The organism is Streptomyces formicae, from assembly GCF_002556545.1.
Taxonomy (GTDB): Bacteria; Actinomycetota; Actinomycetes; order Streptomycetales; family Streptomycetaceae; genus Streptomyces; species Streptomyces formicae_A.
On record NZ_CP022685.1, the window covers coordinates 379075 to 392253 of the forward strand.

Below are 13179 nucleotides of genomic sequence, written 5' to 3' on the forward strand. Positions count from 1 at the left end.
ACCGGGGGCGTCAGCGGTCGGGTAGAGCTGCACATCGCCCCACACCCGACTTCCTTCCCGGAGGTGCCCCATGGCCACAGAGCGGCACAGGACGCGGACCGCATCGGGCAAGACGCGCTTCGACGACATCTACGACCAGCCGGACCCGCGCCCCTACTTCCGGACGCTCGCGCCCTTCGCGTACGAGATTCCGCACCACGCGCAGGCGGTCTTCCGCCGCACGCGCGAGCTGCGCTCCCAGTCGCCCGACGCCGAGGGGCCCGTGACGGTCCTGGATCTGTGCTGCTCGTACGGGATCAACGCGGCACTGCTCAACCACGACCTGACGCTCGCCGACCTGTACGCCCACTACACCTCCGAGGAGACCGCGGGGCTCTCCCGGCCCGAACTCATCGAGCACGACAAGGAGTTCTACGCCTCGCGGCGGCGCGCCGACGCCACCCCGGTCATCGGGCTCGACACCGCGGAGAACGCCACCCGCTACGCGCTGGACGTGGGTCTTCTGGACGAGGCGTACGCCGAGAACCTGGAGCGGCATCCGCCCAGCCCCGCGCTGCGCCGCGCGGTCGCCCGCACCGGTCTGATCACGGTCACCGGTGGCATCGGGTACATCTCGCACCGCACGTTCGACGCCCTGCTCGACTGCGCGCGGCTCCCGGTGTGGGTGAGCGCGTTCGTGCTCAGGACCGTCCCCTACCGGCGGATCTCCGCCACGCTCGACGCGCACGGCCTCACCACGGTCACGGACACCTCGCGCACGTATCCGCAGCGCCTCTTCACCAGCTCCGACGAGCAGCGGGACGCCGTACGGCAGGTGATCCTGGCCGGGGAGGATCCGGCCGGCTACGAGTCTGAGGGCCGCTATCACACGCGCCTGCACGAATCCCGGCCGCGCTCGGACTGAGCACGCGGCCGCGCGAGCCAGGTGAGCCGTGTGATCGGGGCGGCCAGGGGCTCGACCGGAGGGCATCTGCGGGCATATCGTGAAATAGGTGGCCGACTCGGACGTCAGGGGGTCGCCATGGTTCAGGAACTGCTCACCGCAGGCGCCGCGGTCGCCTCGGGCTGCCTCGTCTATCTGATGACGGCGGCTCGCGTGATCAAGCAGTACGAGCGGGGCGTCGTCTTCCGCCTCGGACGGCTCTCGGGCGACGTGCGCGCCCCCGGCCTCACCCTGGTGGTCCCCGTCGTGGACCGGCTCCGCAAGGTCAACATGCAGATCGTGACGATGCCGGTGCCCGCGCAGGACGGCATCACCCGCGACAACGTCACGGTCCGGGTGGACGCCGTCATCTACTTCAAGGTCGTCGACGCCGCCAATGCCGTGATCCAGGTCGAGGACTACCGTTTCGCGGTCTCGCAGATGGCCCAGACCTCGCTGCGGTCCATCATCGGCAAGAGCGACCTGGACGACCTGCTGTCCAACCGCGAAAAGCTCAACCAGGGCCTCGAGTTGATGATCGACTCCCCGGCGATCGGCTGGGGCGTGCAGATCGACCGCGTGGAGATCAAGGACGTCTCCCTGCCGGAGACGATGAAGCGTTCCATGGCACGGCAGGCCGAGGCGGACCGGGAGCGGCGTGCCCGGGTCATCAACGCCGACGCCGAACTCCAGGCGTCCAAGAAGCTCGCCCAGGCGGCGCACGAGATGGCGGAGGAGCCCGCGGCCCTGCAACTGCGGCTGCTGCAGACCGTGGTCGCGGTCGCCGCCGAGAAGAACTCCACCCTCGTCCTGCCCTTCCCCGTCGAACTGCTCCGCTTCCTCGAACGGGCCCAGCAGGCACTGCCGCCTCAGCAGCAGGGCTCAGAGAGTCAGCACGAAAGCGGTCCCCGGCCGCCCGTCCAGCGTGATGTCGCCGGTGGACACGAAACCGGTGCGGGTCAGCACGGCCCGTGAGCCGGGGTTGTCGAGCGTCGTGGCGGCCCGGAGTTCGCTCAGGCCGTACGTGGAGAGCGCGAGTTCGCGGATCTGCCGCACGGCACGGGTGGCCAGGCCCCGCCCGGCCGCCCGCTCGGCGATCCGGTAGCCGAGATCGGCGCTGCCCGCCGCCACGTCGACCAGGTTGACCCGCCCGAGGATCTCCCCCGCCCCGTCCACGAGCACGTGGAAGAAGCAGACGCCCTCGGCCTGTTCGGCGAGGAGGGCACGGTGCCGCGCGGCGAAGTCACGGAAGTAGGCATCGCCCCGGTCGGGCACCGACGCGGCGAAGTACGCCCGGTTCGCCTCCTCGAAGGCGAGCAGGGCGGGCGCGTGATCGGGGCGCAGGAGCTGTAGTTCGGGGCCCGGGGAGGGTGCGGGCACAGGGGAACTCTACGTAGGCACGCACGCGACGCCCGGCGACGGGTACCGGCCCTGTCGGGGGCCACACGCACGGAGCGGCCAACTCGGCCTGTGGTAGACCGAGTTGGCCGCTCCTTTCAGGGTTCGTACGGCGCTACGAAGCGTTGCGTACCGTTCCCGTGAACACAGGACCCTTCTGCGGCTCCCAGTTCTCGTCGTAGAGGGAGAGCTGAGCCTTCAGGGACTCGTCGGGCTCCCGCACGTCGTCCTTCACCGTCGGCACGCGGACCTCGACGCTCTTCTTGCCCGCGGGCACCGAGACGTACAGGGCCGAGCCCGGCGCCATCTTGGACAGCGCCCGGCCCGGACGGGGCTTCTCGTCGAACTCGTCCTTGAGCCAGCGCGGGTCCACGTCCAGGGTGGAGAGTTCCGCGCCACCGGTGACCGGCAGGAAGGAGATCTCGCCCTGGATGTCCACGTCGACGGCTTCCGACAGCGTCATCCGCCACTTCAGCGGCTTGCCCTCGGTGACCTTGTCGGCGATCGGCTTCATGGTGACCTTGGGCATCGGGTCGTCGTTCTGCGCCGTCACCCCGCCGTGGTGGGAGCCGACGACGGCGCCGCGCACCGCCTTGACGAACGCGTCGTGCGCCACGTCGTAGCCGTAGCGGGTGTTGCCACGCACCTCTACGGGTACGTCGATGTCCTGCCCGCCGGGCCGTACCGTCACCAGCCGGGAGACGTACTCGCCCGTGCTGCCGGGCTTGGGCTGGAAGAGCCTGACCTGGCCGCTGCCCTTGCCCGAGACGCTCACGGGCACGTGGTAGGTCCGCACCCCGGAGTCGCCCTCCTTCACCTTGAGGCGGCCCATGTCCACGCGGGGCAGCTCGGCGGGCTTCACCTCGGGAGTCCCCGGGCGCCAGCCCCAGGCGTCCATCAGCCACGCCTTGCCCTTGCCGGTACGCGGGGTGAGTTCAAGACTCCGCACGCTCTTGAGGTCGAAACCGGCGCGGACCGCGGCCGCCATCGGCACGCGGAGTTCGCGGGCCCAGTAGGACGTGGTCATGCTGCTGCCCGGCAGCCCGTCGACGCGGGCCCTGCCGAGCTTCGCCCGGTGTCCCGCCTTGTCGACGACGCTCACGTCGAGCGCGGTGCCCTCGGTGTTGGGCGGCACGATCACCCGCAGCGCGAGCTCCTTGGCGCCCGCCAGGGAGACGGGCCGTGCGGGACTCACGCGCACCGGGGTGCCGGACCGGGACCAGCTCATGGCGACGGCGTCACGGCCCGGTTCGGGCGAGGTCTCCCACTCGGCGAAGTGCGGTGAGGCGCCCTTGCCGTCGCGCGGCAGACAGGAACGGGCCGCGTCGGAGGTGATCTGGGCGCAGACCCGGCCGCCCTCGACCTTGGTCGAGGGAGTGGGCAGGATGGCAGGGGTGCGGCCCGCGCCGACGGCGTGGGTGAGCACCTTCGCGGGGTCCGCCGAGGGCGCGCGCCTGCCGGAGCCGTCGAGCAGGGGGCGCACCCGGTCGTCGCCCGCGACGAACAGCCGGGCCGCCGCGGCTATGTAGGTGGCCCCGGCCTTCTGCTGCTGCGGGGCGGTCAGGCGGGTCTTCGTGCCCGGCGAGCACACCGGGTCCGGGTCCTCGGACCCGAAGTCGTCCGTGGCGGGCGCCTTCGACTGCCCCGGAGTCCACTCGCTGTTGAAGAAGTTGTGGTTGGCGCCGACCATGTACACCGCGCTGTGCAGGGCCTTGCCGCGGCTGACGCCGCGCGTCCCGTCGACGTAGATCTCGCCCTGGAGGTCGGAGACGTCTCCGTCGCAGCCGGGCAGGATCGTCGCGGAGGGCACGTCGGGCACCGGGTTCTGCCCGAAGATCGTGGGGCCTATCAGGACGTTGCCGCGTATCTTCCAGCGCACCGGGCCCCGGTAACCGTCCTGGTCGGCGGGCGGCCGGGAAAGGCTGTCGAGTGCGGCCCTGTTGACGCCCTCGCCGCCTCGGGAGTGGCCGACGAGGAGGACGCGCGACAGGTCGGCGGGCGCGATCGCGCGCACCGCGGCAGGGGCTCCCGAGCGGTCCTTCGCCCAGTCCGCCCATTGGGCGAGGTGCAGTCGCACCAGCGACGAACGGGCCTGAGCGCCGCCGTCCTCGGCGAGGTGGTCCTGTCCGTTGATGCCGTTGGCGGCGATGGACACCGTGACGTAACCCTGGGATGCGAGGAGTTTCTGGGTGCCGAGGTAGCCGTCCTGGCTCGGCACCGGCTTCGTGCCCGCCGCGCAGGGCCAGTCGCCGCCCTCCTCGTCGCCCGCGCCGTAACAGGTGTAGTGGCGGCCGTGCAGGAAGAGCGCGAGCGGCCGGTCGCCCGGCGCGTCGACGGGGCCGACCACCTTGGCCCGCATCTCCACCGGCTCGGGGAAGCCGGGCAGCCGCACCGACTTCAGCGTGTAGTCGTCGGTGGCGGTGCGGTAGCCGCCGGGCTTTCCGGGGTCGACCTGGGCCTCGGGGAACGGCTTGCCGGGGAGCGGGGGCGAGGCGGGACGCCGGGCGTCCTGCCGCTGCCCGTTGCCCGCCTCGTCCAGGCGGCGCCCACCGGCCAGCACCCGTAGCTCCGTCGCCCGGCCGAGGCGCGCGCCGTTCAGCGGAAGCCGGAACGACTTCCGGTCCTGCGCGGCCACCGGTCGGCCCAGGAGCCGGTCACCGGAGTAGAACTCGACCCTGGCGTCGCCCATGGGGACCGCCTCCGGCGAGTCCCACACGAGTTCCTCGCCGCCGCCGTCACCGGCCAGCCGCCAGCCCTCAGGAAGGCCGTCGTCGGCGTCGCCGGTCGTCGTGGCCGGAGCGGGTGGTGGTGCGTCGGCGTGCGGCAGCGCGTGCGCCGCCCCGGGTGACACCGCGGCCAGCGTGAACGCCGCGAGCGCCGTGGTCACCACTCGTGAGACACGTCTCAAAGTGGTCCTCCTCGTCATCACTCTCCACAGGACACGCAACCGAACTCACGTGCCCCTCTTGCCCCTTCGAGGACGGAAATCGACGACCTTGAGTTGCCTCCCGGCGGAACCGAACGCGGAAAGGGCCCGGGGAAGGCCGCAAAAGAGCGGCGGGCGCGGCGAGATGGGCGCGCTTCTCCCGGAGCCCCCTGCCACGAGCGGCGGGCCGTCCTGCCAGGATGCGGACATGCACATCTACGAAGAGCGGCTCAGCGTGCCCCGCTCCTGGTGGGCTCTGGTCGTGCTCGGCGGAGTCGGTCTCGGGCTCGGGGCGTTCCCCTTCGGGGTGTTCGCCGCGGTGACGGCGGCCACGGCCGGCATCGCGGTGGCCGCCGCGATCGTCCACGCGCACGGCAGCGTCCGCATCCTCGTGACACCGGGCTCGCTCGTCGTCGGTGGCCGGAAGATCCCGATCGAGGCGCTCGGCGCGACGGAGATCCTGGACGAGCGCGAGGCCTTCGAGTGGCGCACCGTCAGGGCGAATCCGTACGCGCTGCTGCTCCTGCGCTCCTACGTTCCGACCGCGCTGCGCATCGAGTTGCGCGACGCGTACGGCGGCGCGCCCTACGTCTACCTCTCGACGCGCCGCCCCATGAACCTCGCGACGATCCTGGCGTTCACGCGGGGCTGACCTCGATCACTGCCGGTCCGGGACATGCGCTGGACCGGAGGCGGTGGTCCGCCGCAGGCTGATCCCGTGATGGATCAAGAGAGTGACTCCCCGGCCGGTTCCGCCGCTCCGCTGCCCTGGTACGCGCGTCCCGCCGCGCGCTCCTGGACCTGTGCCCCCACCCCGTCCGACGCCCGGGACTTCCACGCGTCCCTGCCCGGCTACGCCAGGACCCCGCTGCACGACCTTCCCTCCCTCGCCGCGGACTTGAAGGTCGGCCGGGTCTTCGTCAAGGACGAGTCGGAGCGGCTCGGTCTGCCCGCCTTCAAGGCGCTCGGCGCGTCCTGGGCGATCCACCGGGTGCTGGCGCGGCGCGCGAACGCGGGCGCCGCGGACGGCGCGGGGCACCCGCTGACCCTGATCGCCGCGACCGACGGCAATCACGGGCGCGCCGTCGCCAGGATGGCCGGGCAACTGGGCCAGCGCGCGCACGTCTTCGTCCCCGACGGCGTGCACGCGGTGGCCGTCGACGCCATCCGGGGCGAGGGGGCCGAGGTCACGGAGGTGGCCGGTTCGTACGACCTCGCGGTGCGCAGGGCGGCGGACGCGGCCGCCGCGCCGGACGCGGTGCTCATCCAGGACACCGCGTGGGACGGCTACGAGGAAGTCCCCTCACTGATCGTCGAGGGATACGCGACGCTCTTCACCGAGATCGACGCCCAACTGGCCGAAACGGGCGTGGCGTCACCCTCCCTGGTCGCCGTCCCGGTCGGCGTCGGGGCGCTCGCGCACGCCGCCGTCACGCACTACCGGGGCCGACCGGCGGACGGCCCGGTGGGTGCGGCGGCTCCCGCGCTGCTCTCCGTGGAACCCGTGGCGGCCGCCTGCGCGCTGGCCAGTCTGCGCGCGGGGCGCCTCACCAGCGTGCCGACCGGGATGACGGCCATGGCGGGGCTGAACTGCGGCACGCCGTCCTCGCTCGGCTGGCCCGCGCTGCGCGACGGCCTCGACGCGGCGGTCGCCGTCACCGACGCGGCGAGCGCCGCGGCCGTGCGGGACCTGGCGGACCTCGGCGTCTCCTCGGGGCCCTGCGGCGCGGCTCCCCTGGCCGGTGCGCGGGCCGCGCTGACCGGCGAGGGCGCCGCCGAGCGCCGCGCCGCGCTCGGCATCTCCCCCACCTCGACCGTCGTCCTGCTCAGCACCGAGGGCGCGGCCGCCAACCCGGGCCTTCGGGAGGAGGCCACCGACGAGCGCGTGCAGCGATGATTTCCGGTCGATGCAGATCGTCGAAGAAAGAACCAATTCCACGTTTACGCAGGTCAGGAGTTAGTCAGCGCTTATACCAATGCCGTGCGTCCACATGCTGGACAGCGTGCGCGCCGCCGCGCCACCACCCCTGAGCTGCCCGAACGAGCGTACGGTCACCGAACACCGAACACGCACATCCGGAAATCGACCATCCGTATGGCACTCACTCTCCGCACAGGTAAGACTCCTCACCGCAGTCACCAACCGCATCCATCGAAGGAGAGTCCACCATGCGTCGCACCCTCAAGGCGACGGTCGCGGCCGCCGCCGCGGCGGTCTGCGTCCTCACCACGACGGCAGGCATCGCGCAGGCCGAGGCACCGAAGCCGACGAGCCTCTACGCGCCGTCCGCCCTCGTCTTCACGGTCGGCCACGGCGAGAACACCGCCACGGCCACCGTGGAGCGCGCGGTGACGCTGACCTGTGCGCCGCGCCCGGCGGGCAGCCACCCCGCCGCGGCAGCCGCCTGCGCCGAACTGGCGGCGGTGGACGGGCGGTTCGCCGAGCTGGTCGGCGCCGAGTCGAGTGTGGTGTGTACAAAGGAATGGCGGCCGGTCGTCGTGACCGCCGATGGCGTCTGGGGCGGCCGACACGTGCAGTGGTCGGCCACCTTCCCCAACGCCTGCATGATGAAGGCCGGTCTCGGTGAAGGCGTCGCACTCACCTTCTGACGAGACCTGTCCCTGAACCACACTCAGGGGAGTCCCGGCACCTTTCGTGGGGGAAGGCGGTCGGGACGCGGGGCGGCCCCCGGTGTCCTCGGGCACCGGGGGCCGTAGTGTTCCCGTATGCCTGAGACGTGTGAGACCTACGCAGGGCTTCCCGGCGGCATCGGCGTGTCTCGCCTACGGGTGTACGACTGGCCCACGGCGGACGGGCTGCGCGGCGGAACTCCCCATCTGCACCTGACCTGTTCGGAGGGGTACGCGGTCACCGGAGGCCGCGGCGCCGTGCAGACCCTGACCGCGTCCGGCTTCCGGCAGACACCGCTCGCCCCTGGCGCACTGGTGTGGTTCACCCCCGGCACCATCCACCGCCTGGTCAACGACGGCGAGTTGGAGATCACCGTCCTCATGCAGAACTGCGGCCTCCCCGAGGCCGGTGACGCGGTGCTCACCCTGCCCCCTCCCCTGCTGGCCGACCCCGAGACGTACCGCGCGGCGGTCGCGCTGCCCACCGAAGCCACCGAGGCCGAACAGGCGACTGCCGCCCGGCACCGTCGCGACCTGGCCATCGAGGGGTTCACCGCCCTCCGCGAGGCGACCGAGTCCGGTGACCCCGAGCCGCTCGCGGCCTTCCACCGAGCCGCCGTAGCCCTCGCCCGCCCGCTCGCGGCGGCCTGGCGCGCACGCTGGCGCGAAGGCGCGGCCGCCGCTGCCGGGGCGACCGGCGCGCAGCTCGACCACCTGGAGCGCGGCGACGCCGACTATCTGGCCCTGGCCTCGGTGCGGGCCGAACGGCCCGCGGCCCGCGGCAGGTTCGGCATGTGCGGGCGACTGGACGTCTACGACGTGGCCTGAGCGGTCCCCGACCTGGTCTGCGCGGCGGACCGTGCGCTGCGCTCACCGGCCAACTCGCCGAGTCTCGCAAGCACCCGGGCGCGCAGCAGCTCGTACTCCGCGCGGCAGCGGCGTATCTCCGGCGGCCTGGCGATGACCGTGCCCGCCGTCACGATCTCCTGCGGCGCGAACTGCTCGCGGGTCAGGTCGACGTCCACTCCCGCGCCCAGGCGGTTCCACCAGTGGTAGTCCGTGCGGACCCCGTCCACATGGACCTCGCCGCGGACGAGCTCGCCGCCGAGCAGGTCGTGCAGGACCAGCGCCGTCACCCCGCACTGGTCCCTGGCCGGGTTCTCCGGCGGCCAGGGGTCCGTGGAGTCGGGCGGGCACGTGTCGGCGCCCCAACTGTCGCGCACGGCCGACTCGATGTCGCTGAGAAGCAGAGGTGTCATGCCGATCACCTTCGCACCCGACACTGACAATCACGCGTCGTCGCAGGTCACCTCGGGCTCGGTAGCCCGCACGACGCCTCGCGCCACCGCCGCGTCGACGGCCGCGTCGTCGTACCCCGCCGCGCCGAGCACCTCCCGGGTGTCCGCGCCGGCGCCCCGCACCACGGGACGCTCCCGCGCCGGTGTGCGGGAGAGGGAGACGGGCGAGGCGAGCCCCCGGTAGTCGTCGTGCTCGATCACCAGGCCCCGGTGGCGGACCTGGGGCGCCGTCAGGGCCTCGGCGACGTCGTGCACGGGCGAGGCCGGGATGCCGCGGGCCGTGAGGAGTCCGGTCAGTGCGGAGCGGGAGTGCGCGGCGATGGGCTTCTCCAGGGCGGCGCGGAGCTCCTGTTGATGGCGTACGCGGTCCGGGTTCGTGCAAAAGCGCGGGTCGGCCGCGAGCTCCGGGACCCCCAGGACCTCGGTGAGCGCGGCGAACTGGCGGTCATTGCCCACCGCGACGAAGAGGGGCCCGTCGGCCGCGGTGAACGCGTCGTAGGGGGCGATGGTGGGATGCGCGGAGCCGGTGCGCATCGGCACCGTGCCGTTCGCGAGCCAGGTCGCCGAGTGCGGGTGGAGCAGGCTGACGGCGGTGTCCAGAAGGGTGCAGTCGACGAGTTGGCCGAGGCCGGAGCGGTGCCGTTCGTTCAGCGCGAGCAGGATCCCGGAGAACGCGAGGATTCCGGTGACCTGGTCGACGACCGGCACACCGACGCGCAACGCCGGTCCCCCGGCCGCTCCGTTGACGCTCATCAGGCCGCCGTACGCCTGGAGCACGGCGTCGTAGCCCGGCTGTCCGCCGAGCGGCCCGTCCGTGCCGAAGCCGGTGACGCGGCAGTGGATGAGCGCGGGGAAGCGGGCGCGCAGCTCGTCGTCGGAGTAGCCCCATGCCGCGAGGGTGCCCCCCTTGAAGTTCTCGACGAGCACGTCGGTGTCGCGCAGCAGGGTCCCCAGGATGTCCCGCCCTTCGGGCACGGACAGGTCGACGATGACGTTCTTCTTGTCGCGGTTGAGGTTCTGGTAGTACGCGGAGGTGCCGGGCGCGACGAACGGCGGGCCCCATCCCCGTGTCTCGTCACCGGTCGGCGGCTCGACCTTGATGACCTCGGCGCCGTGGTCGGCGAGCATCTGCGCGCAGTAGGGGCCCGCGAGGACCCGGGACAGATCGAGCACCTTGAGCCCGTCGAGGGCGCGGATCGGCGTGTTCGTCATCAGGAGGACCTCGGCATCAGGACGGCATCAGGACGACATCGGGAGGACTTCAGTACGACTTCGGCAGGCCGAGCACATGGCTCGCCACGTAGTTCAGGACCATCTCCTGGCTGATCGGGGCGAGCCGCAGCAACCGCGCCTCCCTGAAGTACCGCTCGACGTGGAACTCCTTGGCGTACCCCATCCCGCCGAGCGTCTGCACGGCACGGTCGGCGGCCTGGAAACCGGCGTCGGCGCACAGCCACTTGGCCATGTTGGCCTCTTTGCCGCAGGGCAGCCCCTGGTCGTAGCGCCAAGCGGCGGCGCGTGCCATGAGTTCGGCGGCGTCGAGCCGGGTCGCCGCCTCGGCGAGCGGGAAGGCGATGCCCTGGTTCTGCCCGATGGGCCGGTCGAAGACGACACGCGCGCGTGCGTAGTCGACGGCGCCGCGCAGTGCGGCCCTGCCGATCCCGAGCGCCTCGTGGGCGAGGAGGATCCGCTCCGGGTTCAGCCCGTCTAGGAGGTACCGGAAGCCCTGGCCCTCCTCCCCCACCCGGCAGGACGCGGGCACCCGCAGTCCGTCGATGAGCACTTCGTAGGAGGCGACGGCGTTGCGGCCCATCTTGGGAATGGCCCGCAGCCGTACGGCATCGGAGGCGATGTCGACGAGGAACAGCGACATGCCGTCCGTGGGCCGCTCCGCGTGGCGCGGGGCGGTCCTCGCGATGAGCACCATCTTCTGGGACTCGCCCGCCTTGGTGATCCACACCTTGCGGCCGTCGATGACGTAGTCGTCGCCGTCGCGCCGGGCGACGGTGGAGATGCGGGTGGTGTCCGTGCCCGCGTCGGGTTCGGTGACGCCGAAGCAGACGTGCAGCGAGCCGTCGGCGGCACGCGGCAGGATGTCCTCGCGCAGCTCCGCACTGCCGTGCTTCACGATGGTGTTGAGCCCGAAGATCGTCAGGTGCATGGTGCTGCACCCGTTCATGCCCGCCCCTGACGCGGCGATCTCCTGGAGCAGCAGGGACGCCTCCAGGATGCCGAGTCCGCCGCCGCCGTACTCCTCGGGTATCGATATGCCCAGCCAGCCCGCGTCGGCGAAGGCGTCGTAGAACTCCTGGGGGAACGCGGCCCGTTCGTCGTGGTCCGCCCAGTACGAGTCGGGGAACCGGGCGGCGAGCGCGGCGACGGCGCGGCGGATGTCCTCCTGCTCCTCGGACAGCGCGAAGTCCATGGTTTCCAGCCCCAGTTCGTATATACGATCGCCGAGTCGGATATGCGTGAGGCTAAGAGCCGCGTGATCGGCGGGTCAAGAGCCACCGGGGAGTAGGGGGACGGCGTGAGTGAAGCGGCCACGCCCAAGGAGCACCGGACCGTCAGCCGGGTGACGGGCATCCTGGAGTACGTCTCGCGGCACGGCGGCGCCCGGACGCAGGAGCTCGCCGATGCCCTCGACGCCCCCAAGTCATCGGTGTTCGGCCTGGTGAAGGGCCTCGTCTCGACCGGCTACCTGGTCGAGGAAGGTGGTGTCCACCGGCTCGGCCCCGCACTCGGCAGCCTCCTGCCGAGGACCGCGCAGGACCTCGCGAGCGCCGCGCTGCCCACGCTCGAAGCGCTGCGGGACCACTTCGGGGAGACGGCCATGCTCGGCACGGCCGTCGGCGACTCACTGGTCTACGCGAGCGCCGCCGAGTCCCGTCAGCTGATCCGCTACTCGGCGCCGCTGCGCACCCGCCGTCCGCTGTACCCGCCGAGCGCGGGCAAGGTGCTGCTCGCCCACCGCCCCCAGAAGCGGCGCGACGCCTACCTCCGCACGCTGCTCCCCGACCCGGGCGGGTACGAGGCGGCCCGCGCCGACCTCGCCGAAGTCCGCGCCAGGGGCGTGGCGTTCAACCGGGGCGAGACGCTCCCCGACGTGACCGCCGCGGCCCGGCCGGTCCTGGTCGACGGCGAGGTCCGCGCGGTGATCGCGGTGGCGGGCCCCACCTCGCGCACCGCGGACCGGCTCCCCGCCATCGCGGACGCACTCCTGGACGCGGTGAGCGCGGTCGCGGCACGGCTCGGCGCGACGACACAGAGGACGCAGACGGAGAAGAGGGAGCAGATGGAGCAGAGGGAGCACTGACAGAATGCGCGCATGCCTGAGCCCTCCTCCGACCCCATAGGCGCACCCGCCACCATCCGCACCGCCCGCCTCGACCTGGTGCCGCTGCGCGTCGAGCACGCCGACGAGATGGCGGCCGTGCTGGCCGATCCCGCGCTGCACACCTTCATCGGCGGCGCCCCCGACGGCGTGACGGCGCTGCGCGCCCGCTACGGGAGGATGCTCGCCGGATCGCCCGACCCCGCCGTCTCCTGGCTCAACTGGGTGGTCAGGCTCCGGACCGGTCAACTCCCTTGTCTGGTGGGGACGGTGCAGGCGACGGTCACACCGGGCGTCGACGGCGACGGTCCCACGGCGGAGGTCGCCTGGGTCATCGGCACGCCCTGGCAGGGGCGCGGCTTCGCGTCGGAGGCGGCGTGCGGCCTGGTGGACTGGCTGACCACGCAGCGGGCCGTCCGCACGCTCGTCGCGCACGTCCATCCCGACCACGAGGCGTCCGCGGCCGTCGCGAGGGCGGCGCGGCTCACGGCGACCGATGTGGTCCAGGACGGCGAGATCCGCTGGGAGCGGCGGACCGCCGGAGAGTGAGGGCGCCGGAAAGGAGTGCCGGAAGGGGCTGAGAGGGGGGCGCCGCCCGCGCATCCCCCGTACTCCGAGCTTCCGCTTCGCCGTACCACACAGGTGATTCGTGCGCAGATCGGCGGCATGC

Annotated in this window: 13 protein-coding genes; 8 read left to right on the forward strand and 5 right to left on the reverse strand. The window is 72.3% G+C overall.

What is annotated here, in order from left to right; translation table 11 throughout:
• The first annotated feature begins 70 nt into the window (after nt 1-70).
• Together KY5_RS01545 and KY5_RS01550 are read left to right on the forward strand one after the other, a co-directional pair.
• Nucleotides 71-904 carry a hypothetical protein gene (locus KY5_RS01545; RefSeq protein ID WP_098240454.1) on the forward strand — a complete coding sequence of 278 codons (834 nt, stop codon included), beginning with the start codon at nt 71-73 and terminating at the stop codon, nt 902-904.
• Nucleotides 905-1021: 117 nt separating this feature from the next.
• Nucleotides 1022-1897 (forward strand): slipin family protein, encoded by an 876-nt coding sequence (locus tag KY5_RS01550; protein ID WP_098240455.1) that lies wholly within the window; start codon nt 1022-1024, stop codon nt 1895-1897.
• Here the strand turns inward: KY5_RS01550 and KY5_RS01555 are convergent.
• Together KY5_RS01555 and KY5_RS01560 are read right to left on the reverse strand one after the other, a co-directional pair.
• Complete coding sequence (locus tag KY5_RS01555; RefSeq protein ID WP_098240456.1) at nt 1805-2302, reverse strand: GNAT family N-acetyltransferase; 498 nt, start codon at nt 2300-2302, stop codon at nt 1805-1807. The genes KY5_RS01550 and KY5_RS01555 overlap by 93 nt on opposite strands.
• Nucleotides 2303-2435: 133 nt before the next feature.
• Complete coding sequence (locus KY5_RS01560) at nt 2436-5228, reverse strand: hypothetical protein (protein ID WP_098240457.1); 2793 nt, start codon at nt 5226-5228, stop codon at nt 2436-2438.
• 226 nt (nt 5229-5454) lie between these two features.
• Between KY5_RS01560 and KY5_RS01565 the strand changes: the two genes are divergently transcribed.
• The 4 genes from KY5_RS01565 to KY5_RS01580 all read left to right on the forward strand — a co-directional run bounded on the left by KY5_RS01565 (nt 5455) and on the right by KY5_RS01580 (nt 8705).
• Nucleotides 5455-5898, forward strand: coding sequence for a DUF3093 family protein (locus KY5_RS01565; RefSeq protein ID WP_098240458.1), 444 nt, complete (start codon nt 5455-5457; stop codon nt 5896-5898).
• Nucleotides 5899-5967: 69 nt separating this feature from the next.
• Entirely contained in the window at nt 5968-7143 is a 1176-nt protein-coding gene (locus KY5_RS01570) for a diaminopropionate ammonia-lyase (protein ID WP_098240459.1), read from the forward strand.
• A 272-nt stretch (nt 7144-7415) separates the two neighbouring features.
• Nucleotides 7416-7856, forward strand: a complete 441-nt coding sequence (locus KY5_RS01575; RefSeq protein ID WP_098240460.1) for an SSI family serine proteinase inhibitor — start codon at nt 7416-7418, stop codon at nt 7854-7856.
• A 117-nt stretch (nt 7857-7973) separates the two neighbouring features.
• Complete coding sequence (locus tag KY5_RS01580) at nt 7974-8705, forward strand: cupin domain-containing protein (RefSeq protein ID WP_098240461.1); 732 nt, start codon at nt 7974-7976, stop codon at nt 8703-8705.
• Here KY5_RS01580 and KY5_RS01585 read toward each other — a convergent pair.
• From KY5_RS01585 to KY5_RS01595, 3 genes are read right to left on the reverse strand one after another with little or no spacing between them, the layout of a single operon-like run.
• Complete coding sequence (locus KY5_RS01585; protein WP_098247005.1) at nt 8690-9136, reverse strand: YunG family protein; 447 nt, start codon at nt 9134-9136, stop codon at nt 8690-8692. The genes KY5_RS01580 and KY5_RS01585 overlap by 16 nt on opposite strands.
• Nucleotides 9137-9166: 30 nt before the next feature.
• Nucleotides 9167-10387 carry a CaiB/BaiF CoA transferase family protein gene (locus tag KY5_RS01590; RefSeq protein WP_098240462.1) on the reverse strand — a complete coding sequence of 407 codons (1221 nt, stop codon included), beginning with the start codon at nt 10385-10387 and terminating at the stop codon, nt 9167-9169.
• 49 nt (nt 10388-10436) lie between these two features.
• Nucleotides 10437-11600: an acyl-CoA dehydrogenase family protein gene (locus KY5_RS01595; protein ID WP_098240463.1), complete on the reverse strand. Its 1164-nt coding sequence runs from the start codon at nt 11598-11600 to the stop codon at nt 10437-10439.
• 105 nt (nt 11601-11705) lie between these two features.
• Between KY5_RS01595 and KY5_RS01600 the strand changes: the two genes are divergently transcribed.
• Nucleotides 11706-12491 (forward strand): IclR family transcriptional regulator, encoded by a 786-nt coding sequence (locus KY5_RS01600; RefSeq protein ID WP_098240464.1) that lies wholly within the window; start codon nt 11706-11708, stop codon nt 12489-12491.
• A gap of 12 nt (nt 12492-12503) precedes the next feature.
• Nucleotides 12504-13058 carry a GNAT family N-acetyltransferase gene (locus tag KY5_RS01605; RefSeq protein ID WP_098240465.1) on the forward strand — a complete coding sequence of 185 codons (555 nt, stop codon included), beginning with the start codon at nt 12504-12506 and terminating at the stop codon, nt 13056-13058.
• Nucleotides 13059-13179 lie beyond the last annotated feature (121 nt).